The 21,911-nt window shown below is 70.5% G+C and carries 19 protein-coding genes; 4 read left to right on the top strand and 15 right to left on the bottom strand.

Translation table 11 applies throughout. The features are described 5' to 3' along the window. Window positions 1-2 precede the first annotated feature (2 nt). The 4 genes from ACWF7A_RS26135 to ACWF7A_RS26120 all read right to left on the bottom strand — a co-directional run bounded on the left by ACWF7A_RS26135 (window position 3) and on the right by ACWF7A_RS26120 (window position 5,345). On the bottom strand, window positions 3-923 hold the full coding sequence (locus tag ACWF7A_RS26135) for a hypothetical protein (RefSeq protein WP_452253123.1): 921 nt from the start codon (window positions 921-923) through the stop codon (window positions 3-5). Window positions 924-1,066: 143 nt separating this feature from the next. Further along, window positions 1,067-3,826, bottom strand: coding sequence for a helix-turn-helix transcriptional regulator (locus tag ACWF7A_RS26130; RefSeq protein ID WP_452253122.1), 2,760 nt, complete (start codon window positions 3,824-3,826; stop codon window positions 1,067-1,069). Between the two features lie 86 nt (window positions 3,827-3,912). Next, the gene (locus tag ACWF7A_RS26125; protein ID WP_452253121.1) at window positions 3,913-4,842 is read right to left on the bottom strand and encodes an LCP family protein; all 930 of its coding nucleotides are present in this window, start codon (window positions 4,840-4,842) and stop codon (window positions 3,913-3,915) included. Further along, entirely contained in the window at window positions 4,839-5,345 is a 507-nt protein-coding gene (locus ACWF7A_RS26120) for a SigE family RNA polymerase sigma factor (RefSeq protein ID WP_452253120.1), read from the bottom strand. The genes ACWF7A_RS26125 and ACWF7A_RS26120 overlap by 4 nt, the downstream gene beginning before the upstream one ends. Before the next feature lie 163 nt (window positions 5,346-5,508). On the opposite strand from ACWF7A_RS26120, the gene ACWF7A_RS26115 reads away from it, so the two are divergent. Next, complete coding sequence (locus ACWF7A_RS26115) at window positions 5,509-7,122, top strand: RICIN domain-containing protein (protein ID WP_452253119.1); 1,614 nt, start codon at window positions 5,509-5,511, stop codon at window positions 7,120-7,122. Window positions 7,123-7,128: 6 nt separating this feature from the next. On the opposite strand, the gene ACWF7A_RS26110 is transcribed toward ACWF7A_RS26115, so the two are convergent. From ACWF7A_RS26110 to ACWF7A_RS26095, 4 genes are all read right to left on the bottom strand, one after another. Next, entirely contained in the window at window positions 7,129-7,932 is an 804-nt protein-coding gene (locus ACWF7A_RS26110; RefSeq protein ID WP_452253118.1) for an SAM-dependent methyltransferase, read from the bottom strand. A 64-nt stretch (window positions 7,933-7,996) separates the two neighbouring features. Next, entirely contained in the window at window positions 7,997-9,022 is a 1,026-nt protein-coding gene (locus ACWF7A_RS26105; protein WP_452253117.1) for a tetratricopeptide repeat protein, read from the bottom strand. Then, on the bottom strand, window positions 9,015-9,494 hold the full coding sequence (locus tag ACWF7A_RS26100) for an RNA polymerase sigma factor (RefSeq protein WP_452253116.1): 480 nt from the start codon (window positions 9,492-9,494) through the stop codon (window positions 9,015-9,017). The genes ACWF7A_RS26105 and ACWF7A_RS26100 overlap by 8 nt, the downstream gene beginning before the upstream one ends. Window positions 9,495-9,611: 117 nt before the next feature. Further along, the gene (locus tag ACWF7A_RS26095) at window positions 9,612-12,644 is read right to left on the bottom strand and encodes a TIR domain-containing protein (protein ID WP_452253115.1); all 3,033 of its coding nucleotides are present in this window, start codon (window positions 12,642-12,644) and stop codon (window positions 9,612-9,614) included. 356 nt (window positions 12,645-13,000) lie between these two features. On the opposite strand from ACWF7A_RS26095, the gene ACWF7A_RS26090 reads away from it, so the two are divergent. Beyond that, window positions 13,001-13,480: a DUF4262 domain-containing protein gene (locus tag ACWF7A_RS26090; protein WP_452253114.1), complete on the top strand. Its 480-nt coding sequence runs from the start codon at window positions 13,001-13,003 to the stop codon at window positions 13,478-13,480. 118 nt (window positions 13,481-13,598) lie between these two features. Here ACWF7A_RS26090 and ACWF7A_RS26085 read toward each other — a convergent pair whose 3' ends face one another. Then, window positions 13,599-14,552 (bottom strand): helix-turn-helix transcriptional regulator, encoded by a 954-nt coding sequence (locus tag ACWF7A_RS26085; protein WP_452253113.1) that lies wholly within the window; start codon window positions 14,550-14,552, stop codon window positions 13,599-13,601. An 82-nt stretch (window positions 14,553-14,634) separates the two neighbouring features. On the opposite strand from ACWF7A_RS26085, the gene ACWF7A_RS26080 reads away from it, so the two are divergent. Further along, window positions 14,635-15,108 carry a VOC family protein gene (locus ACWF7A_RS26080; RefSeq protein ID WP_452253112.1) on the top strand — a complete coding sequence of 158 codons (474 nt, stop codon included), beginning with the start codon at window positions 14,635-14,637 and terminating at the stop codon, window positions 15,106-15,108. Here ACWF7A_RS26080 and ACWF7A_RS26075 read toward each other — a convergent pair. The 4 genes from ACWF7A_RS26075 to ACWF7A_RS26060 form a co-directional block, all read right to left on the bottom strand. Continuing rightward, complete coding sequence (locus ACWF7A_RS26075) at window positions 15,092-16,465, bottom strand: NAD(P)/FAD-dependent oxidoreductase (RefSeq protein ID WP_452253111.1); 1,374 nt, start codon at window positions 16,463-16,465, stop codon at window positions 15,092-15,094. The genes ACWF7A_RS26080 and ACWF7A_RS26075 overlap by 17 nt on opposite strands. Further along, a complete protein-coding gene (locus tag ACWF7A_RS26070; protein ID WP_452253110.1) occupies window positions 16,466-17,680 on the bottom strand; it encodes an MAB_1171c family putative transporter in 1,215 nt (404 codons plus the stop codon). Continuing rightward, window positions 17,667-18,224 (bottom strand): hypothetical protein, encoded by a 558-nt coding sequence (locus ACWF7A_RS26065; RefSeq protein ID WP_452253109.1) that lies wholly within the window; start codon window positions 18,222-18,224, stop codon window positions 17,667-17,669. Before ACWF7A_RS26065 ends, ACWF7A_RS26070 begins: the two co-directional genes overlap by 14 nt. 64 nt (window positions 18,225-18,288) lie before the next feature. Further along, window positions 18,289-18,996: a hypothetical protein gene (locus ACWF7A_RS26060; RefSeq protein ID WP_452253108.1), complete on the bottom strand. Its 708-nt coding sequence runs from the start codon at window positions 18,994-18,996 to the stop codon at window positions 18,289-18,291. A gap of 215 nt (window positions 18,997-19,211) precedes the next feature. Between ACWF7A_RS26060 and ACWF7A_RS26055 the strand changes: the two genes are divergently transcribed. Continuing rightward, window positions 19,212-20,141 (top strand): diguanylate cyclase, encoded by a 930-nt coding sequence (locus ACWF7A_RS26055; protein ID WP_452253107.1) that lies wholly within the window; start codon window positions 19,212-19,214, stop codon window positions 20,139-20,141. Window positions 20,142-20,145: 4 nt separating this feature from the next. Here the strand turns inward: ACWF7A_RS26055 and ACWF7A_RS26050 are convergent, their stop codons facing one another. Beyond that, the gene (locus ACWF7A_RS26050) at window positions 20,146-20,751 is read right to left on the bottom strand and encodes a TetR/AcrR family transcriptional regulator (RefSeq protein ID WP_452253106.1); all 606 of its coding nucleotides are present in this window, start codon (window positions 20,749-20,751) and stop codon (window positions 20,146-20,148) included. Further along, a complete protein-coding gene (locus ACWF7A_RS26045; RefSeq protein WP_452253105.1) occupies window positions 20,748-21,869 on the bottom strand; it encodes a glycosyltransferase in 1,122 nt (373 codons plus the stop codon). The genes ACWF7A_RS26050 and ACWF7A_RS26045 overlap by 4 nt, the downstream gene beginning before the upstream one ends. Window positions 21,870-21,911: the final 42 nt, after the last annotated feature.

The raw sequence follows: 21,911 nt of genomic DNA, 5'->3' as shown, positions 1-21,911 counted from the left end.
AACTACTTGGCCATGTCGAACCAGTTGAAGCCCTCGACCATCTGACGGGTGGTGTCGCTGACGTAGCGGTCGCCGGTGAGCTCCCAGCGCGTCACGGTCCGGTAGGTGCCCGGCTCCTGCGACTCGTCCTCGCGGGTGTTCTCGTCGTCCTTGACCGGGACGTACTCCTTGATGGACCGCTTGGTCAGGGTGACGTCGAGCGACTCGTACGCGGACTGGGTGTAGAGGTAGTTGCCCTGGCCGCTGTCACCCGCGCGGCCCGGGTCGGCCAGCTTCAGCTTGATCGTGCTGCCGCCGAACGAGCCGGTCGCGGACACGACGGTGATGATGTGACCGCCGCTGCGCTGCAGCGAACCGGTGGTGGGGCCCGCCTTGTAGCGGCCGTACACGAGCTGCAGCGGGCCCTCGTTGAGCTTCTTCGCGAGCTCACCGGCGAAGTCGGCGTTGTTGTGGGTGCTCGTGACGCCCGTGGAGGTGGTCCAGCCGGCGTCGCGGGCGGGCTTGGTGGCGATGTCCCACGCCTTGCGCAGGTTGGTGAGGTTCGTGCCGCCGTCGTACTGGGCGTCGACGCCGATGCGTCCGATCGAGTTCGTGATGACGCCGAAGTCGGCCGGGTCCTTCGGGTTCAGGTTGCCGACCTTGGTGGTCAGCCAGCCGACCGGGGCGTCCTTCTCGTGACCCCAGTAGTGCAGGACGTTGTAGAGCGACGCGGGGCCGCAGTACGCGCCACCGTTGTTCTCCAGGCCCGCCCGGTGCTGATCCACGTCGCTGACGCCGCACTTCTTGACGTTGAAGTCGGCGCCGGCCAGGTCGGAGGCGCCGACGCACGGGGGCGGCGTGCCGATGATCGGGTCCGCCATCGCGGTGGCGGGGGCGACGACGGCGGTGAGAGCGGCGGCGGCGATCAGAGCGTTGCGGATCATGTCGGTTTCCCCTTTGAGTTCCTGTGTTCCCCTGCGGTGACACAAGATTCGCCGAGGTGAACCCCCAAAGGCATGAGGGGAGATCCCTCAACCCTTCCGCGTGAAAGTGGGGTGTATCAGGACCACCCCCACGTCGCTCTGTACTAGGCGAGGATGCGTGCGAGGTCCCTGCGACCTGCGATTCCGAGCTTCGTGTAGATCCGGCCTAGATGGTTCTCGACGGTCTTGGGCGTCACGAACAGCTCCTGTGCGATCTCCCTGTTGGCCCGGCCCGCCGCCGCCAGGTCGGCCACGCGCCGTTCGGACGCCGTCAGCGCCTCCGCACCCAGCACGACCTGCCGCCGCGGCCGGTCGCCGAGCGCTTCCAACGCCTCGACCGCACGCGTCTGCAGCACCGTCGAGCCGCACTTGCCGGCCAGGTCGATGGCCTGGTGCAACGGCTCGCGCGCGTCCGTCCGGCGCCGGGCCACCCGCAGCGCCTCGCCCAGGTCGACCAGGGACCGGGCGAGCTCCAGGCGTGACGGCGACTGCTCCAGCACCGTGACGGACTCGGTCAGCAGCTCCAGCCGCGCGTCCGCATCAGCGTTCGAGAGCAACCGCAGAGCCGCGCCCACCTCGGTCGCCGCGCCCCACTTCCGAGCCACCTCGAGCTGCTCGGCGGCCAGTTCCAGCGCGAGTTCCTGCTGGTTGAGCAGCAACGCGGCGCGCGTCGCCACCGCGCGCCACGGGATCGTCGGGGGATCGACGTGCACCTGGTGCATCGCGTCGCGCTGGCGGTAGGCCTCCGACATCGCACGCCGTGCGTCGCCCTCGGCCAGTGCGATCAACGCGCGCACTTCGTGCAGCCAGATCATCGGCATGGTCAGCCGCGCATCGGCATGTGCGCTGTCGAACGCGCCGATGAACGCCGACGCCGCGGCGACTTCACCTCGTTCGAGCGCCGCGTACACCGCGAAGTGCGTCGAGGTCGCCCGCAGGCTGATCACCTCGGACACCGGGTCCTCGTGCGCCACGGCGGCCAGCGCGCCCTCGGCCTCCGCCTCGACGGCCTGCATGTTGCCGCAGCGCCAGTTCAGGAACAGCGACGCGTTCGCCACCATCGCGAACTCGATCGGCGACCCGTGCTGGCGGACCTTGAGCCTGGCCCGCTCGATCTCGTGCCGTGCGGTGTCCACACCGTCCGCGGCCATCAGCGCGAGCAACGCCACCAGCCACGCGACCATCGCGTCCGTGCTGCCTGTCGCGTCGTCGAGGTACGCACCGTTCGCGAGCGCGCGCGTCGCCGTCGTGGCGACCTCGTCGTGCGGCCACACCTCGTAGCGGCCCATCTGGGCGAGGAGGCCGAGCAACGTGCGTTCGTCCGGGGTGCCGCCCGCGAGCCCCGCGTAGCCGCTGAGGTGCGCGGACGCGATCTGGCGCTGGTCGGGCAGGAACGAGCGGAACACCGCCAGCCGTGCCTCCAGGTGCAGCCGCGACTCGCCGTCCGGACGGGCCCCGATGGCCTCATCGAGCTCCGCGATCGCCGCCGCCGGGCCCTCCAGCGCGGCCGTCGCCGAGGCCGCCGCGGCCACCAGTTCCGCGTCCGGAAGTCCTTGTGCCGCAGCCTTCAGGTGCCGTTGTGCGTTGACCGCGTCGCCGAGCCGCAGCAACGCGCGCCCGAGCTCCGCGCGCAGTCCGGCGTCGTTGGGCTTCTCGTCCACCGCACGCGCGAGGTGCCCCGCGGCCGTGCGCGGGTCTCCGGCCGAGAGCAACGCCGTGGCGGCCTTCCGCAGCACTTCCGCGGCGTTCGGCAGCGTCCCTTTGGGAGCGTGGACGAGATGCGCGGCCACGCGATCGGCCGGTGCGTGCTGTTCCTGCAAAGACTTCGCGGCCTTCGCGTGCAGCGAGGCACGCGCGATCGCGCCGAGGCCGGTCAGAACCGCCTCGCGCACAACAGGGTGCACGAACTCCAGGTGCTCGCCGGTGACGAGCACGTTCGCCGCCGTCAACGCCTCGACCGCGGCGGGGAGGTCGGTGACCTCGGCCAGTTCGGCCGCCTGCCAGGGATCGGCGTGCGTGCCGAGGACGGCGACCGCGCCCGCGAGCGACACGGCTTCGGAGGGCAGTCTTCCCAGCGTGGCGCGGAAGACGGTGCTGGGCCCGAGCGTGCCGACCTTCTCGGCCGTCGCGGCGTCGTCCAGCGGCAGCCCGAGCGCCGCCAGCTCGTCGACGAGGACGCCGGACAGGAACGGGTTGCCGCCGCTGGCCGCGTGCAGGGCCGTGATCACCTCGGGGTGCCCGCCGACCAGCGCGCTGAGCGCGTCCGCGGTGAGCGGGCGCGGCAGCAACCGGTCGGCGGACACGCTGAGCTGCGCGAGCGGGCCGAAGTTGTCCATCGGCGGCCGGGTCGCGACGACCAGCGCGATCGGCAGGTCCGCGATCCGGCGGGAGAGGTAGACGAGGAACTGCAGCGACGAGTGGTCCGCCCAGTGCGCGTCGTCCACCGTGATCAGCAGCGGGCGGGTGGAGGAGAGGTCCACCGCGACCCACCACAGGGAGTGCAGCGTGCGGGCCAGTTCGGCCTGGCTCGGGTCGAGCGCGGCGTCGTCGAGGGCCTTCAGCGCCGCCCCGGACGGCCCGGCCAGGATCTTCTCGCGGATCTCGCCGGAGTACCGAGACACCGACCGTTCGACCATCTGCCGGACGGCGCCCCACGCCATGGCGCTCTCCAAGGCGTCGCCGACGGCCTGCAGCCGCCCGAACCCGCGCTCCTTGGCCAGCTCACGGCACTCCTGCACGAGCCTGGTCTTGCCGATGCCCGCACGGCCCTCGATGACGACGACACGACCCTCACCACGGGTGGCTGCGTCCAGAGCTTCACGGATGTGCGCTATCTCGGAGTCACGTTCAAGTGGTTCGCGCACAAATCGATCGTAGCGGCCCTCTCGCGCGCTACGTGCAGGTCATCGGCTGCGCAGAAGGGCGACTTGATGCTCCATTGGAGTGATCGTCAGTTCACGCAACCGGTCTCGGTCGCGCCCTTGCCGCTCAACTGCTCCTCGACGAACTTCTTCGTCTGGACGGGGTCGGGCGCGAATCCGTGCACGCTGTCCCGCACCACCGGCTCACCGACCGGCAGGGTCGCGGTCCTGACCTGCACCGGTCCCTGGAACCGCGCCGAGAACAACAGCGGGTCCCACCCGTCGTCGTACTCGACCGACCGGCTGACCTGGTTGAAGAGTTCCATCGCGTTGTCCTTGGTGATCTTCGTCGCGAAGGAGGCGAGGAACGCCTGCTGGCGCTTGACCCGGTCCAGGTCACCGTTGGGCAGGTTCCTCCGCTGGCGCAGGAACAGCAGGACCTGGTCGCCGGAGAGCACCTGCTTGCCGGCCGGGAAGGCGGCGCCGGTGATGGGATCGGTCACCGCGTTGGCGAGGCAGACCTCGACACCGCCGACCGCGGTCGCGACCCGACCGAAGTCGGACATCTGGACCGCCGCGTAGTGGTCGACCTTCACGCCGGTCAGGTTCTCCACGGCCGCGGTCAGCTTGCGGGGGTCCTCCCGGAACAGGCCGGTGAACCGCGCGGCGCCCGGCCCCGCGTAGACGTCCCTGGGCAACGAGATCATCGTCACCGATCCGTCCGCCTCGAAGCGCGCGAACAGCAGCGCGTCGGCGAGGCGTTCGTCGTCGGTGCCGATGAGCAGCACGTTCTGCGCCTCCTGCGCGGGCGCGTTCGCCGCCGGCGCGGTCTCGGTCTTCTTGAGCGTGGTCGGGATGATGACAGCCGCCGCTGCCGCCGCCACGGTCAGCGTCGCGACACCGACGATCAACCCGAACGGCTTGCGCTTCTCGGCCTTGTGCAGGTTCGCCAGCACGGTCCGGGAGTCGACGCGCTCCTCGGCCTCAGCGGCGATGGCCTGGCGGATCAGGTCGTTCATGAGTGCACCCCCAGGGTGGCGGTCCGGGCGAGTTCGTGGGCGCGCAACGTCTGCAGTGCGCGAGAGAGTTGGCTGCGCACGGTCGATTCCGTGCAGCCGAGCACCTGTGCGATCTCCGTGTCGCTGCAGTCCTCGTAGAACCGCAGCACCACCGCGGCACGTTGCTTGCGCGGCAGCACGGCGATCCGTGCGCGCATGGCCTCGCGTTCAGCGTGTGCGTCAGCCGGATCGGCCATCGACGGCACGTGCTTCGCGAGCTCGGCGCGTTCCACGGCGATCTCCCGTGCGGCCCTGCGGTGCCGCCACGACAAGTAGTCGTTGGTCACCATGCGCTTCACGTAGAGATAGGGCGCGTCCATCGCCCCGATGCGTTCCCACTTGCCCTGCGCGCGCATGAGTACGTTCTGCACGATGTCCTGCGCCAGGTGTTTGTCGCAGGTGATCGCGGTGGCGTACCCCAACAGCCGATCGAGCCGATCGGCGACGAACTGGTCGAACCCCACGCCGCCCCCTTCCTGTCCGTGGTCGCTTGCGGATCGGGAAACCCCTCTCGCCGCTCGATCCGCTGCATCGGGTTTGTGTGGCCCGGCCCACAGATGTCTCGGTTTGGACGGATTTCGACGTGAAGTCTTTTCATGTTCACGTCCATGGTCGAGCCTTCACCTCATGCGCATCATCCCTGTGCTCGCGCTGTTGTCGCTGCTGCTCGTCCCCGTCGACGCGGCCGCCGCCCCCAACGGCAACTACTACCTGCAAAGTGCCGTGACCGGCCAGAACGCGGCCGTCTCCGGCTCCTCGGTGCAGCAGCACCGCCCCAAGGGCAACGAGGACCGTCAGCAGTTCTCCTGGAACGGTGTCACGCTGTCCGAGGGCGGCCAGTGCCTCGGCCGCGCCGGTGACGCTGCCCAGATGGTCAGCTGCTCCAGTGCGGAGGCCCAGTGGGTCGGCCTGCTGGACGACCAGGACCGCTACCGCTTCAAGGACCCCGGCGCCGACCGCTACCTGATCGCGTCCGGCACCGACCAGGTCCGCGTCGGCACCGGCAACGACACGTGGTTCCTCACCCCGGTCAGCCCGGTCCGCGTCCAGACCCCGGCCGACCCGCGCCTGGACGAGATGACGTTCCTGACCTCGCACAACGCCTACGCGAACGGCGTCGACGGCGGGTTCATGTTCGCCAACATCGCCCCGAACCAGTCGCGCGGCATCGTCCAGCAGCTCAACGACGGCGTCCGCGGCTTCATGCTCGACATCCACCAGACCCCCGACGGCGCGATCCTCTGCCACAACAGCTGCACGGCCGTCATCAGGCCGGTGGCGCTGAACGTCGACCTCCAGCGCATGGTCGACTTCCTGAGGTCACGCCCCACCGAGATCGTCACGGTGTTCCTGGAGGATTACGTCTCCGCCGACGTCCTGCGCAACGAGCTGGCCCGCGTGAACGGCCTGAACGACGTGCTGTTCCGCGCCGAGGGCGTGCGCGAGAACGGCTGGCCGACGTTGTCCCAGATGAGGGCGTCCGGCAAGCGTTTGCTCATCTTCACCGACCACGCTCGCGACGGCCGCGAGAGCTCCGGCGTCCTCTACCAGCGCGACTGGACCGTGGAGAACTACTGGTCGATGGGCTCCGGCGCCGGCGCGTCCGACTGGTCCTGCTACTCCCGCTGGGGCGACAAGCCGCTCACCGCGACGGAGACGAACTTCCGCCCGTTGTTCGTGATGAACCACTTCCGCGACGTCCCGATGCAGGGCACCGTCTCGACGGACAACTCGAAGTTCGTGAACCGGGCCCAGCGCTTCTGCGAACCCGCGGCCCGCAAGACCCCGAACTACCTGGCCGTCGACTTCTACCACCTCAACACGCCGTCGCTCCCGGCCGAACGCCACCCGTCCGGCGCCGGCTCCGTCGAGGTGAAGGGCAACGCGGCGCTCTGCCTGGACAACGACAACGGCGGCACCGCCAACGGCAACCCCGTCCAGATCTGGGGCTGCAACAACACCTACGCGCAGAAGTGGCGCGTCGTCGCCGACGGCACCATCGCCATCGCCGGCAGGTGCCTCGACATCGACAACGGCGGCACCACCAACGGCACGTCCGTCCGGCTCTGGCAGTGCAACGGCACTGGCGCGCAGCAGTGGCGCGTGCGGTCCGACGGCTCCGTGCAGAACCCGCAGTCGGGGCTGTGCCTGGACAACCCCGGTGCGTCGACGACTCCGGGCACGCGCCTGAACATCTGGACCTGCAACGGTTCGGCGGCCCAGGCCTGGAAGTTCCGCTAGGACCCGCTAGCTCTTGCGGCCGATGCCCACGTAGACGTCCGCCGGACCACCTTCTCCGGCCGGGCCGAGTTCCGGATGCCACTGCGGCGCCGAGACGACGCCCGGCTGGAGGACCTCCAGGCCCGCGAACATGGGCTCGAACTCGGTGAGCGCGCGGAAGTACATCGGGTCGCGGCTGTGCTTCATGGCCTCGACGACGGCGCTCATCTCGCCCGGCTTGAAGTCGGCGGTGAGGTGGGAGAGCGCGAGGAGGCTGCCGGGCGGCATGGCGTCGCGGTAGCGGGCGACGACCTCGGCCGGGCCCTTCTCGTCCGAGACGAAGTGCAGCACGGCGACCATGAGCAGGCCCACGGGCTTCGAGAAGTCGATCAGGTCCTTCACGACCGGGTCGGACAGCACGTCGTCGGGGCGGCACATGTCCGCCTGCACGACACCCGCGTTGTCGTTGCCCTCCAGGATGAGCTGGCTGTGCGAGACGGCCACCTCGTCGTAGTCCACGTACACGACCCGTGCGTCCGGGTTCACCTGTTGCACGATCTCGTGGACGTTGCCGACCGTCGGGATGCCCGAGCCGAGGTCGAGGAACTGCGTGATGCCCTGCTCCATCATCAGCAGGACGGCACGGCGCATGAACGAACGGTTCGACGCGGCGATCGCACGGCCGTCCCGCAGGATCTGCAGCACCTTCTCGCCGACCACGCGGTCCGACGCGAAGTTGTGGCCACCTCCCAGCAGGAAGTCGTAGACGCGTGCCGCGCTGGGCACGTCCGTGTTGATCCCTGCGGGCACCCAGGAGAAAGGCTCGGCCATGCCGGAGAACCTACCCGCATGCGCGCACGCGTGTATCGGCCCGGATCGGGTGAAAGCGCCATCCTTACCGCGCGAAACCGGCCGAAACCTGCTCTGCCAGCACGGATGCGCCGGCCGCGCGGGCTTCTCTGGCCAGCCGGCGCAGTTGGTCGTCGGCGCGGCTCGACCGCAGGTTCCTCGCTGACGCCACGGCATCCCCGGCGAACTCGGTGGCCGAGGCGACGTCGCCCAGCGCGAGATGGTTGCGGGCCAACGCGGTCAGCGCGAGTGTGCGCGCCCGGCCCTCGCCGTATGTGCCGACCTTTGTCGTCAACGCGGCGATGGCCTGCGGTGGGTCGTCCAGCGCGCATCGGTCGGCCCACGCGTTGTGCGCCGCCACGAGACCGAGCTGGAAAGCCTTCAACGCGTCGTCAGGTGCGTTGTGGTGCAGGAACATCCGCCCGGCGCGCGTCAGGACGGACGCGATCAGCGCCTCGTTCTCGGCCTGCCGCGCCAGCGTCAGCGCGTGGGCGAAGTGCGGGAGCGCCGCACCGGGCCGGCCGCTGTCGAACGCCGTCCAGCCCGCCAGTTCGCAGACCTCGGCGACGGCGGTCCACGTGGAGTCGTCGACGACGATCATCGGTTCGACGTCGGCCAGGTGCTCCAGAACCGCGGTGTGGCAGGCGATTCCGCCGTACTGCCGGTCCAGCGCGCGCAACGCCCGAGTGCGCGTCGCGATCACCTCGGCGGAGATGCGGCGGGCCGGCATCCCGGACGGCACCCAGTCGAACGTCGGCGCGCCGACCATGATCCGGGCCGCGTGCTCCAGAAACCGTTGATGTGCATCGGAGTCCGCCCGGACCAGCTCCTCGGCCTCGGGGAACCCGTCCGCCACGGCGGCCCGGCACCACCGCGTGGCCTCGGCCTTCTCCCCGAGCACGAACAGGACGCGCGCCAGTCGCACGGCGGCGTCACCGAGGCGTTGGTCGGCGGCGACCCGGAAGTGCACGGCGGCCTCGCCCAGCCGCCCGGCCCGTTCCGCGGCCTCGCCCAGGCGGTACTGGTGCTCGACGGCCTCGTCGAGCTCGAACCGGTCCAGCAGCTCACTCATCACTGCCTCCGAGGATCCGCCGCAGCTCGGCGCGGCCGCGGGTGAGATGCGTGCGCACGGTCGACTCGCCGACCAGCAGCACGGCGGCGATCTCGCTGACCGAGTACCCGAGCAGGTGGTGCAGCGCCACGGTCTCGCGGTGTCTGGGGGAGAGCTCGCGCAACGCGGCGTGCAACGCGTCGGCTTCCGGTGCTTCGAAATCCGGCTGCACGACGTCCGGCACCTCGGCCAGTGGCGTCTCGTGGTCGTGCTGCTGCCGCCGTCGCATGAGCCGTATCGCGACCTTGAGCACCCACGCCTCGGGTTTGTCGTACGCGTGGATGTCGCTCCATCGGTGCCGTGCGATCAGCAACGCGTCCTGCGCGATGTCGTCGACCACACGGTTGTCGCAGCTCAGGGCCGTGAGCGTCTTGGTGACCACGGGCCGGCATCGGCGGAAGAACTCCGCGAAGCCCAGATCCGGTGCGCTCAACGGCCTTCCCTTCAGCGTCCGCTCGTGTCGTTCACCGCCCGAGGGCGACCTTCACCGGTTACAGGCGTTGACACCAGCGAAGGCTGACGAAGCGAAGGGAGTTCACCCGATCGGAGGCTAGGGGAGCAGGTGGCGGAAGGCGGCGACCAGCAGCATGCGTTGTTGGTCGACGTCCAAGCCCTCGTCGAGCTCCTCGTCCTGGTGGAGTTCTTTGGTGTTGTGCGCGGCGCGTCCGCCGTACGACTCGACGCGCACGGCGATGTCCACCACGTCCGACGCCAGCTCCACAGTGGACTCGTCGGTGGGGATCGGTTCGTTCTGCTGGTACAGCTCGTAGGTGAACCGCATCCCGATCGTGCCGTCGAACGTGACCTGCTCGGTCGGCAGCTGCATCGCGGCGAACACCGCCTGGTAGAGCGAGGCGCCGGTGAGGTGCAGCGGTGTCATCACGACGTGCGTGGTGCCGAGGTCGTGGCTGCGCACCGAGATCGCGACGGTCGGACCGTCCGGCTTCGGCGGGACCGGTTGGGGGAACACGGGAAGCTCCGACTTGCGGTCCGAGCGCCAGATCGCGACGAGGCGGTCGGCGGCGTCCACGAGGTCGATGTGCTTGCGCGGTGCGAGCAGCGGCGGCAGCGGTTCCTCGTCGAGCCGCACGATGAAGAGGAAGGCGCGGCGGCGGGTCATCTCCAGGTTGAACGCCGCCGTCCACTCCGTCGCGGCCAGCTCGCGCTGAGGGGTGTTCGCCGACCACAGCAGGACGTAGTAGTCCGAGGTGGCCAGGGCCTCGTCGATGGCAGTGGCGGCGTTGCCGCCGGGCGCGCTCTCGTTCTCGTCCAGGTAGGCGTTGACGTTGCGGGACTCCAGCTCGGCACGGAGTTGCTCGGCGTGTGCGCGGTCCTTGCCGGCGAACGACAGGAACACCTTGGGGCGGGTTTCGAGCGGCACGGGGTCTCCGTTCTTCCTCAGTCTTCTGCGCAGCGGGCCCGCTGAGGTCTGATGGCCCGCGTCACCGTGCAGGGACCAGCACGCCCAGTCGGCCGGGTGCCGATCGGCGACTTCTCGTAGTGCGTGCTGCAGAGCGCGATCTCGGGGAAGCCGGGTCAGATGGCGGTCGAACGCGTCGAGCACCTTGCGCGCAGTCTCCCCGTCGGGCTGCCAGCGGGCGGAGACGACCGCGCCCGCCCCCGCCGTCCGTGCCGCGCGGACGATGCCGGGCTCGCAGGCGCCGAGCACGACCGTGCCGCACACGCCGAAGTCCAGCCTTCCCAACGCTTCCGCGGACACCCGTTCGTCGGGGAACTGCAGCCACGACTGTGCGGGGTTCATGCGGTCGTGTGCGCCATGGGCGTCGATGCGGATGCGTTGGGCTTGGCCTTCTGCGAGAGTTCGGTGCAGCCCGGAGGCTGTCGTGCAGACCGTCGCCTCGTCGCCCCTTTGCTTGCGGGAGCTGCGTTGCAGAGGTCTCAGCGCGGACAGGCTCGGCAGCGTGGAGAGCGCGTAGGTGGTGCCGAGGAAGAGGGTCGTGCCGGGGACGGGCAGACCGGCGAGAGGGACGTCCGCGAACACGTCGTCCGCCACCACGACGATCCTGCGCGTCCTGGGAGGCAGGGCCGCGACGACGTCCGCGAGGCCGGTCAGACCGGCCAGCTCGGTGAGCAGCGCGCCGAGAATCGCCTTGTCGTACTTGGGTTTCCACGCCCTGAGCCGGCGGACCGTGTCGGTGAGGTCGCCGATGTGGACCGAGGTCGTGACGTGCGTGACCTTGCGGCCGATGATCACGTGGTGGAGCTGGTCCGGTGTCGCGTGCGTCATCCACACGACCTGGTCGCGCGGCAGGTGCCTCGTCGTCCCGGCGAGCCAGCACCGGGCCGCCGCGAGGGCGGCGAGGCCGGGGAGGTCGCGCGGCGGTCGCCTGGCCGCCTCGACGGCGACCACCAGCCCCGCCAGCGCTTTGCCGCCGTCGCGCCGGGCCCGCCTGGCCGCCGCGCGCACCCGGCCGTCCCGCACGTCGGGGGCCGTGCGCAGCATCCGCAGCCGGACGCTGGGGCTGTCCCGGTGGTCCGCGAGGGACTCCTCGACGCGGTGCGACTCGGCCCAGTGCCGGGCGGCCAGGTCCTCGTGACCCGCGTCGGCGAACGTGTCGCCGAGCTTGCGCAGCGCCAGCGCGGTGAGCTCGGCGTGGTCGGCCCTGCTCGCGATCTCGAAGTGCCGCGCGGCCTGTTCGAGCCGGCCCTGCGCATAGGCGAGCTCGGCGGCGGTCAGATGCCACAGCGGCGAGTTCCCCTCGCCCAGCATGCCTTCCGCCTTGAGCAGCTCGTCCTCGGCGATCAGGCGGCGCACGTGGGTGAGGCGGCGTTCGGGCCGGAGCGCGCGGGTGGCGTCCGGCAGCTGCGAGATCACCTCCGGACCGGCCGTGGCGGCCAGCAGCGGGAAAAGTCTGCGTGCCGTGCCCGCCTGCCTGGTCATGACGAGCAGCACCGTCAGCTCGTACAGGACGGCGAACCTCAGCGTGGGTTCGATCTGGTAGCTGGTGACGCACCTGGTCATCAACGCCAGTGCTTCCTCGTACCGGACCTCGCGGCGCAGGGCGGCGGCGTGCTGCAGGAACTCGGCCGGCGTGTGGGGAGCCCTGCCGCGCAGCCGCGACACGCGCGTGCCCCGGCGCACGTCCAGCAGCAGCCGGTCCCTGCCGATGTGCTCGAGGTGCTCGGGTCGTCCGGCACGGCGGAAGTGGCGTTCGGCGGCGTCGAGCTCGCTCTCCGCGGTGGGGTAGTCGTAGCGGTCGGCGGCGGCCAGCGCGGCGACCCTGGCGAGCCGGGCCTGTTCCAGCTCGGTGAGCTTGAGCTTGCGCAGCTCCCGCACGTCCTGCTCGGCCGCGACGTGATCCGTTGCGGCACTGCGGATCTGGGCCCGGAGGATGCGCAGCCCGGTGTCGTTGCCGGCGATCAGGTACTCGTCGCACCGCTGCCCGGCCTTGGCGATGGCCCCGAGCTCGAGCAGCGTCGCGCAGTGGTCGTGGGCGACGGCCGGACTGATCTTCGCGGCCCTCCGGTAGGCGAGGTCGACGCCGAGGACGTTGCCGCGCAGCGCGGCGGACCTGGCGGCCTTGACCGCGTCCGCGAGAGGAGTGCCGGGTTCGAAGTGCATTCAGTCCCCGCAGCTCCGAGCAGCTGAGCGGTCCTTTGTGGACGAATCTGCGGCGACTTCCGGTCCTGACTGGTTCCGCTCTCCCGCGGTGGGTTCGCCGTGGCGGACCTCCAGCGCGGACAGGCGCTTCGCGGCGGACGCGAATGACATCACACTGCCCGCGGCCGCGACGAGCACAGCCGCGACCAACGCGATGAAAGGCGTTCGTTGGCGCATGCACGATCCTCCGTGCGTCGCAGATTAACGATCCAGACGGCCCACAGATCGTTTGTCCACTTTCTGTCAACGAACTGCTCAAACGATCTTGTCGGTGCTCCTCGGCACACTGGATCCACCACCGATCCGAGGAGACCACCATGTGCTGGGACTGCGACCACCCCGCCGACCGCATGCAGGAACACCTGGCCACCCTGCGCCGCTGCATCGACGTCCGGGGCTGGGCCGTCCAGGCGATAGAACGGGACCGAGCCCACCCGCCGTGGGCGTACACGGTGGGCCTGACCCCGAGGGGCCTCCCGGAGCTGGTGGTGACGGGCATGGCCGTCCTGGAGGCGGGCCGCCTGCTGGACGACATGGCGGAACACCTGGTGCACAGCGGCCTGCCGGCCCCGGGCCACCGCTTCACCGTGCCCGGCGGCCCGCTGCTGGAGGTGGTGCGCGTGGCCCGCCCCTGGGCCCATCTGCTGGTGTCCGCGCGGCTGTACGGCGAGGGCATCGAGGCCCTGCAGCTCGTGCACGCCGATGAGTCGGGGCGCTGGCCGTGGGACAGGTCCTACGAGGGGGTGGTGGGCGGGCAGCCGGTGCTGGGGGTGAGAGCGGGGCCGCCAGGCGGGTGACGGGCCGCGGCGGTGGCCGGTGCCTCACCCTCGCCGGCCACCGCGGCTCGCCGTTCTCCCCGCCACCGTCGCCCGGCAGCTCACCCGGCTCAGCTCACCCGGGGCGGGCCTGTCCCGCTCACCCCACGGCCCGGCTGATCCGCTCGCCCAGCCCCCGCAGGTGCTCCACCAGCTCATCGGGCCCGTGCACCACGAAGTCGCACCCCAGCAAGGTCAGCCGGAACGCCAGGTAGTCCACGGTGTCCTCGACGCTGTGCCACGAGCAAGCCCCGTCATCGACAGCGACCAGTTCGCCGGCGAAGTCCGCCAGCCGGGCCCGAGCCAGCTCCACCGGCAACCGCAGGGTCACACGGGCCCGGAAGGTGGGCGCGGAGTCGTACATCTTGCGCGTGACGAACTCCGTCGCGTCCCCGCCAGGCGGCACGCGGGGTGTGAAGCGAGCCCCGGTGGCCAGCGCGGCCGACACCCGGTCCAGCCGGAAGATCCGCCAGTCGTCCCGTTCCACGTCGAAGGCGAGGAGGTACCAGCGCCGGCCGAGCGCTACCAGCTGAATGGGCTCCACGTGCCGCTTGGACACGACGTTCTCGTTGGCCACATACCCGAACCGCACCCGCTCGCGAGCGGCGATCGCGCCGGCGATCACCGTCAGCTGGCCGGGGTCGACCAGCGAGGCGAACGAGGCCGGCCCGGTCGCGGTGGCCGACGTGAGCGACGAGACCCGCCGAGCGAGCCGTGGCGGCAGCACCTGTTGGAGCTTCGCCAGCGCGCGCAACGACGCCTCGGCGATGCCCGCCACCGGTTGCCGGGCGGCGGTGCGCAGTCCGACCGCGATCGCGACGGCCTCCTCGTCGTCGAGCAGCAGCGGCGGCATGGCCGTGCCCGCGACGAGCCGATAGCCGCCGAGCACCCCCATCGAGGCCTCGACGGGGTACCCGAGGTCGCGCAACCGGTCGACGTCCCGCCGCACCGTCCGCGGCGTGACCTCCAGCCGGACCGCGAGCTCGCTGCCGGGCCACTCGCGCGGTGTCTGCAGCAACGACAACAGGCGCAACAACCGAGCCGCATCACTCATGCCGAGAAGCTAGCCCAGAACTAGGACCGAACCCGTCCTACATGCGCCATACGGTCGTCCCGACGAGCAAAGGGGAGACCAGATGAACGTAGTGCCCGAGGGCTACCACACCGTGACGCCGTGGCTGATCACCCGAGGCCGGACGGCCGAGCTGATCGACTTCATCACGGACGTGTTCGACGCGACCGAACTGGGCCGCGTCGGCGAGGCACCACAGATCGGCCACGCCGAGGTCCGCATCGGCGACTCGGTCGTGATGCTCTTCGACGTGCCGAACTGGCCGTCCACGCCCGCGTTCCTGCGCCTCTACGTCGCCGACGACGCGACCACGCTGAAACGCGCGGTCGCCAGGGGCAGCAGGATCGTCACGGAACCCACCGAGCTGTTCTGGGGTGATCGGGTCAGCCGCTTCGCCGACCCGTTCGGCAACCTGTGGTGGCTCCACCAGCGGATCGTGCAGCCCACCGAGGAGGAGATGAACGCCAGGATGACCGACCCGGCGTTCGTCGAGGCCATGGCCTACGTGCAGAGCGCGGACTTCACTCCGCGGACGTGACCCGATCCCGTTCGTCCGCGGTCAGGGTCGGCTCCGGCGACTCCGAGCGCGGTCCTCGCAACGTCGCCCAGATCATCCGCGGACTGAGCAGCTTGGCCATGGGAGCGGACAAGGTGAACGCGTCCAGGAACGCCCGAGTCACCGGAGCCTCCGTGGTAGCCGTGCGCACCAGCCGGTCCACGTACCGCTGCAACACCCGCCCGGCCAGCGGCAACGGCTTCCCGACCGCCCCCGGATAGAGGATGTCCTGGTTGGTGGCCATTGCCCACGCCCCGTCGACCACCTTGCCGATGCCGCGCTGGATCTGCTGCGCGGAGTGCCCTGCCGCGAGTCCGTCGTCCAGCACCAGGGCACTCTGCGCCGCGATCGACATCCCGTGCCCGTAGACGGGGTTGTACGTGGCCACCGAGTCGCCCAGCGCCAGCAGGCCGCGCGGCCACGACTTCAAGCGCTCGAAGTACATCCGCCGGTTCGCGGTGCCGTGCGCCCCGTAGACCGGCGACAGAGGCTCGGCCGACGCGATCAGCTCACCGACGACCGGGTTGCGCACCGACCGGGCGAACGCGACGAACTGCGACTCGTCGGTCGTCGGCTCACCGCCGCGAGTCCCGGACAGCGTCACCAGCCACTTGCCGTCCTCGATCGGCAGCAGCGTCGCCGTGCAACCGGGGAACGGGTCGCGCGGGTTCGCCTGCACGTTGACGATCGGGAAACCGGACGCCGCCGTCGGAGGTGCCTGGAAGATCCTGGTGGCGTAGGCGAGGCCGGAGTCGACGCTCTCGGACGCCACCTCGGGCAGCCCGAACCCGGCCAGCCACGCGGGCAGCCGCGAGCCGCGCCCGGTCGCGTCCACGACCAGGTCCGCCTCCAGCGTCACCTGCGTGCGCGAGATCCGGTCCTCGACCAGCACCCCGGTCACCGCGTCCCGGTCGCCGAGCAACGACACCGGCTCGGTCCCGGTCAGCACCGAGATCTTGTTGTCCCGCAACGCCTGGCGGCGCACCACCCAGTCCAGCAGCGTGCGGCTGCACGAGACGATGAACTGCATCTCGGGGAACCGCGGCACCCAGCCCTGGGCGCTCAGCGACACCAGGTCGTTCGGCACGCCGACCCGGTGCGCCCCGGCGGCGATCAGCGCGTCCAGCGTGCCGGGCAGCACCGTCTCGATCGCCCGCGCGCCACCGGACATCAGCAGGTGCGCGTGCCGGGCCTGGGGCACGCCGGAACGCGGTGCCGGGCCGTCCGGCAGCTTGTCTCGCTCCACCACGGTGACCTCGTCGATGTGCTTGACGAGGACGGACGCCGCGAGCATGCCCGCGAGTCCACCGCCGAGGACCACGGCGTGTGTGGGTGCCATCTAATCCATTCCCCCTGCTGCTGCCACGCGTGCGTCGGCGACGGCGGCGTCGACTATCGGCGAGTGCTGGTACGCACGCGAGATCCGGACCCACCGGTCGTGCTCGGCGGCGAGGTCGGTGCCGTCGACGATCACCGAGGCGGGACGGCGCTGCGGCTCCCGCGCGCGGCCGTCGGACGAGCCCGCGGCCCGCAGCTGGGCGGCCTCCACGACGGCGGCCAGTTCGTCGGTGGTCAGCGAGGCCTCGCGCGCCAGGGACTTCGCGGCCTCGCCGACGGTCAGGTCGAAGTACGGCGTGAGCGCCCAGCGCCAGTCGTTGAGCTCGATGATCTGCCGGCGCACGCGGTGGTGCGGGTTGAGGAACTTGCCCGGCGCCACCAGCACGATGCCGGGGTTCACGTGCACCAGCGCGCGGTGCAACGGCCGCAGCGCGAAGTACGTGCGCCAGCGCCGCACCCACAGCGAGGGCGACGGGCGGCGCGGCCCGAAGACCGGCAGGGCCATCGCGATCACCAGCGGGATCATCGACAGCGACGCCATCAGCGGCGCGGTCGTGCTCAGCACGTCGAAGCTGCGCTCACCGGCCCAGTCCATCAGCAGCACGAACAGCTTGATGACCGCGAACATCATGGGGAACAACGCCGCCGCGCAGTACCAGCGCAGCCCGAGACGCAGCCACGGCCGCGCGGAGATCGCCTCGTCCCGCGAGCCCTGCCAGCAGTGGTAGGCCTGACCACCGCAGCCGACCGCGGTCGCGACGAGGTAGATGAACAGGAAGACCGCGATCGTCGGCTGTGTGGCGTAGAACGTGTCGAAGTCGACCTGACGTTCCTCGCCGACCTCGGACTTGAAGAACAGCACGACCATCGCGGCGACGATCGTGCTGTAGCTGACGACGATCAGCCGGACCCGTTGCCATGCCTGGGCCGCCGGGTACCGCCAGTACAGCACCAACGCGAACGCCGACCCGGCGAAGCAGACCACGAGGCCGTAGACGAGCAGGGCGGCGAAGTTCGGCACGCCGCTCGTCCGGTTGATCCAGCTGATGTTCGCGGGCGCCGCGAAGAGCAGTGCGAAGGCCGAGAAGAAGACGGTGGAGATCAACGCGACGACACGGGGGTTGCCCCAGCTCGACCGCAGCGCGCGGATCTTGTACGCGAGGAGGAACAGGCCGACGACGCCGCACGAGAGGTAGATCAGGTTAAAGATCGCCACGACGCACCCAGCGGGATCTTCCCTCGAGGGACTCGGCCACCCGCCGCACGTGCGCGGGCTCCTCGGTGGTGGCCGTGTCGGCCCACACCCGGTGCTCCGTCAGCCTTTCCAGCAGGTGGTCGGCGAGGTTCTCGGCCTCGCGCTCCTCGTCCTCGGTCAGCGTCGTCCGTCCAGCGATGATCTTCGCCATCCGCGGCAGCAGGTGCGGTGCGAGCCGGCGCATGCCTTCGTCCCGTGTGAGCGCGACGGGCTGATGCTTGAGCAACACGTGCGCGAACTCGTGCAGCAGCACGTGCAGGCGGTGGTACCAGGACGGGGAGTCCGCGCAGATGACGAGGTACGTGCCGTTCTCGAGCAACGCGGTCGCACCGCTCAGGCAGACCGCGTTCGTGATGGCGGCGAACCGGACGTCGACGGCACGCCCCAGTCGTTCGCTCATCAGCTCGCAGACCCTGCGGCTGGCTTCCTGGTGCGTGGCGTCGGGCGGCAGGCCGAGGTCCCGGGCGACCTCGTCGACCAGCTTGCGCAGTTTCCTGCGGTTCACCCGTCGCCTCCTCTCGATGTCGTCTGCAGCGGTCCAGGCCGAGATCTTCACGCCGGCGTCGTCATCAAGTGTGGTCCGCGGAGGAGCGGCGGCTGTTCAGGGGGAACGACCAGCCCTCGCCGACCTCGAGCGCCTGCCGGAACCCTTCTACCGCAGCGGCCCTGGCCTGTGGGGACAGATCGCCCGTGCGTTCGGCCAGACGGGTGACGAACTCGACGACCCCGAGTTCGCGCAGGGCCAGGAAGTCCGTCAGCTCCGAGTCGACGCGCGCCGCGAGGTCGTCGTCGAAGAAGTACGCCGGGTCGGCGCCGAAGTGGTCGGCCAGCCCGAGGATGTGCTTGAGCCGCGGGTTGTCGCTGGTGTTGCTCAGGAGCTCGCGGATGTAGCTGGCGGAGATGCTGCCGAACTGGCCGGACGAGCTGATCGCGGTCGCGACCTCCTCCGGTGACCAGGGGCCGCGGTCCGGCGGGTGCACAGCTTCGAAGAGCGTGCTCACCGCCGTTGGGCGCCAACCGGGTTGTTCGGCCGTGTGCAGCTCACGGCGCCCACCGAGGAACACCGCGGGATGAACGGCGAGCGCACCGGCGAGGTCGACGATCGCCTGGCACGTCGGGTTGTCCTTCACGCCGAGCCGCAGCTGCGAGATGTAGCCGTGCCCGATGTCCCCGCCTCGTGACTTCACGGCGGCGGCGAGCGCTACGTTGGTCACCTTGCCCCGGCCGTCGGGCGGGTTGGTGCACAGCTCGTTGAGGACCTCGGCGAACGGCCTCACGCCACACCTCCGCTGGAGCGACCAAGGGCCCGGGGATCTTTCCACTGCTGTGGAACCAAGAGAGCATATGGCATCACAAGGGTTGAATCCACCTGTCGGTAGCCCTATGATCACACTCCGCCGCTTGCACTGTTGTGTCGCGTTTGATCCGAACGACGTCACCTCAGTTGAAAGGGGCAGATCGGGCCAGTCAGAGCTGAAGTCTGGGGGGACTCATGACGACTGCGCGTATGGGGCTGCCGGTGGACCACGGTTCTCTGCGCCTGCACGACGAAAGCGCACCCTCTCGCTGTGGCTCGTGCGCACAACCCGTTGGCGCGTGGGCGACTGACCGCCTGACGGGCCTCCTCGGCCGGTGGGGCTGGGACGACCAAGCGCCCGCGACGTACCGCCGAGCCCAGCGCCGATGGGAGCAGGTCGCGCTGCTCATGATCGACCTCGACCGCTTCAAGAAGATCAACGACGACTACGGCCACCCCGCGGGCGACGTGGTGCTGAGCGAGGTCGCCGCCGTGCTGGCCACTCACACGCGCCCGACGGACCTCGTGTGCCGCCACGGTGGCGATGAGTTCCTCGTGCTGCTGCCCCGCACCACGGGCGGAGAAGCGGCCCTCGTGGCCGAACGCATCCTGCGCGGCATCAGCGCACTGCAGACCGAGATCACCACGAACGACGGCTACCACGTCACCCTGCACGGCCAGACGGCGTCCATCGGCGTGGCGTCACACGTGCCGACCCCCGAGGACACGCTGATCGACCTGGTCCGCGACACCGACGCGGCCCTGCAACGCGCCAAGCGAGCCGGCCGGGCCCGCGTCCAGGTGCACGACCCGAGCACGTTCGGCGCCGAGCGCAAGGTGGAGTCCGCGGCCCTGCACCACCTGCTCGCGTTGCAGGACCTGATGAGCAGCGACCAGCTGCCGCAGGTCCTCGTCGCGCTGTCCGACGGCCCCAAGACGGCGGAGGAGCTGCTCTCGTTCCTCGGCCCGAAGGTCATCCTCACCCTGGAACGGCTGCAGGACAACGGCTTCGTGCTCCGCCGCGCGGCCCGCTACGAACTCACGGCCGCCGCCCGCGAGTGGATCACGGACGTGCTCCCGGCCGTCGCGGCGTGGACGAACCGCCATCACGGGCTCGTCCGCTAGGGACTCAGTGGGTGAACGAGGTGATGGCCTGCTGGGCCAGCCACTTCTCGGCGTCGTCCCACGACCACCCGCACTCCCTGACCAGAGTTCGCCACGCCCCGAACCCGAAGCAGAACCACAGCACGTCCGTGGCCCGCTCGACGTCGATCTTCAGCAGTCCCTTGTCCCGCAGGTGAAGCGCGGTGTCCCGCAGCGCGAGCCGATAGCCGCCCGTGCTGTGCGCCCAGAGCGCGGCACCGTCCTCGTGCGCGGGGATCGCCGCGAACAGCACCTCGACGACCTGCTGCTCGCTCTCGTTGCACAGCCGGGTTCCCCTGGCCAGCAACGTGAGCGCGGCGGCGATGCCCTCGGTCCGCCGGATCTCCTCCGTGACCGCGGCCGAACCGCTCCGGGCGATGGACTCGCTCACGACCTCGTTCAGGATCTCGGACTTGCTGCCCGCGCTCGAGTAGACCGTCTGCGGTGCCACCCCCGCGCGTTTGGCGATCTCCGCGACCGTGACGCGCGCGTACCCGTTGGCGGAGAACAACTCCGTGGCCGCGCGCAGGATGTCCCGACGGGTGTCGGCGGCGTCCTGCGCGCGGCGCGGAGAGCGGTACTGCCTCGTCACAGGCGGCTTTCCAGTGTCGCGGCCACCTCGTGGGCGTCGGGCATGGCGGCGATCTCCTTCGCGATCGTGGTGACGTTCTCCCGGATGGTCACATCACCGAGGACCGTGCGCACCGCGGCGGCCAACGCCTGAGGCGTCTGCGCGTCCGGAGCGAGCGCGATACCGGCCCGCGCCGCGGCCACCCTCTCGGCCTGCAAGAACTGGTCGGCACCCTGCGGCAGCACCACCAGCGGCACGCCCTTCATCAACGCGGCCGACGTCGTGCCCGCACCGCCGTGCGTCACCACCAAGTCCACGCCGTCGAGCAGGTCCTCCATCGGCGTGAAGCCGACGAACGTGAGCCGCTCGTGGTCGACGTCGAACTCCTCGGGCTTCGACACGAGGCCCAGCGTCACGACGACATCGGCGTCCACCGCGGACAGCGCGCGCAGCAGCGGGCTGAGCTTCGCGGGGTCGCCGAAGAACGTCCCGAAGGTCACCAGCACCCGAGGCCGTGCCGACACCGGCGGCGTCGCGGACGGCGCGCCGGGCTCCCGGAACGCCTCGGGACGCAGCGGCAGCCAGCCCTCAGGCCGCTGCCACGCGTCCGCGCGCATCGACGCGGGCCACGTGTCGAGCAGCCACCTCCGCGGCTGCCAAGGCAGGTCACGCGCCTCGTGCCGCGTGCGCGCCAGGGTTTCCATGGCTTCAGTGAACACCGGCGGCAGCGGCGGCCCGAACGCGAGGGTCGCGACCGGCGTGCCGGTGGCAGCGGCCACCAACGGCCCCACGAAGTCGCACAGCTCGGCCACGACGAGGTCCGGCTCGAAGTCCTTCGCGGCGGCCAGCGCCTCGTCCGCCGTGAGGTCGATCCGGGTGCCGGCGAAGAACTCCGCCACCGAGTCCGGCGTGGGCGCGCCGGCCGGATCGGCACCGGTCCGGCGCGCGACCTCGGCGAACAGCACGTCCGGCAGCGGTCCGGCCGGCAGGTGCCCGAGCCCCTGCGCCTCGATCACCGGCGCCATGCCGGCCGCGGTGAGGACGGCGACCTCGTGGCCACGTTCCTCGAACGCCCGCGCGAGCGGGAAGAGGGGGAGCAGGTGGCCGTGCTGGGGGACGCTCGAGAAGAGGATGCGCATATTCATCAGAGTATCCATCTAACGAATATGCGCATTGTCGTC

Source organism: Lentzea sp. NPDC055074, from assembly GCF_053608005.1.
Note: the sequence above shows the minus strand (reverse complement) of the source record. Positions and strands in the feature narration are given on the sequence as shown.

Excerpts from the sequence above, each read along its gene's own strand:
- ACWF7A_RS26095 (WP_452253115.1), bottom strand. The coding sequence starts at position 12,644 with ATGCACTTCGAACCCGGCACTCCTCTCGCGGACGCGGTCAAGGCCGCC.
- ACWF7A_RS26110 (WP_452253118.1), bottom strand. The coding sequence starts at position 7,932 with ATGGCCGAGCCTTTCTCCTGGGTGCCCGCAGGGATCAACACGGACGTG.
- ACWF7A_RS26125 (WP_452253121.1), bottom strand. The coding sequence starts at position 4,842 with ATGAACGACCTGATCCGCCAGGCCATCGCCGCTGAGGCCGAGGAGCGC.
- ACWF7A_RS26075 (WP_452253111.1), bottom strand. The coding sequence starts at position 16,465 with ATGGCACCCACACACGCCGTGGTCCTCGGCGGTGGACTCGCGGGCATG.
- ACWF7A_RS26055 (WP_452253107.1), top strand. The coding sequence starts at position 19,212 with ATGACGACTGCGCGTATGGGGCTGCCGGTGGACCACGGTTCTCTGCGC.
- ACWF7A_RS26115 (WP_452253119.1), top strand. The coding sequence starts at position 5,509 with ATGCGCATCATCCCTGTGCTCGCGCTGTTGTCGCTGCTGCTCGTCCCC.
- ACWF7A_RS26045 (WP_452253105.1), bottom strand. The coding sequence starts at position 21,869 with ATGCGCATCCTCTTCTCGAGCGTCCCCCAGCACGGCCACCTGCTCCCC.
- ACWF7A_RS26135 (WP_452253123.1), bottom strand. The coding sequence starts at position 923 with ATGATCCGCAACGCTCTGATCGCCGCCGCCGCTCTCACCGCCGTCGTC.
- ACWF7A_RS26085 (WP_452253113.1), bottom strand. The coding sequence starts at position 14,552 with ATGAGTGATGCGGCTCGGTTGTTGCGCCTGTTGTCGTTGCTGCAGACA.
- ACWF7A_RS26105 (WP_452253117.1), bottom strand. The coding sequence starts at position 9,022 with ATGAGTGAGCTGCTGGACCGGTTCGAGCTCGACGAGGCCGTCGAGCAC.
- ACWF7A_RS26090 (WP_452253114.1), top strand. The coding sequence starts at position 13,001 with ATGTGCTGGGACTGCGACCACCCCGCCGACCGCATGCAGGAACACCTG.
- ACWF7A_RS26080 (WP_452253112.1), top strand. The coding sequence starts at position 14,635 with ATGAACGTAGTGCCCGAGGGCTACCACACCGTGACGCCGTGGCTGATC.